The organism is Burkholderia sp. GbtcB21 (genome assembly GCF_019091065.1).
GTDB lineage: Bacteria > Pseudomonadota > Gammaproteobacteria > Burkholderiales > Burkholderiaceae > Burkholderia > Burkholderia pyrrocinia_C.
This window is the reverse complement of the sequence record NZ_JAGXKA010000569.1, coordinates 1-229: the sequence shown is the minus strand read 5'-3', so window position 1 is coordinate 229 and position 229 is coordinate 1. Positions and strand designations below refer to the sequence as shown.

Genomic DNA, 229 nt, shown 5'->3' with positions numbered 1-229 from the left:
CCCGGGTTTCATCGAGCGGCCCACACGCGCGCCGATGGGCGATGCGGGCGTGCCGGCCTATGGACGCACGCACCCGCAGCCCGGCGAGCGGATCGCCGACATGGAGGATCGCGCGCGGCGCGCGCCGTACCGGCAGCCGCGTCAGTCGACCGTGTACGGGTTCGTGCGCGCGCGGCTGCCCGACCTGCCGAACCGCGCGCCGGCCGTCATCTCGGCCGCGGCGCGCCGG

1 pseudogene is annotated in these 229 nt (G+C 77.7%); it reads left to right on the top strand.

The window, feature by feature from the left end:
* Positions 1-229 (top strand): annotated as a pseudogene (locus KVT39_RS37680) (M48 family peptidase); the annotation flags it as partial.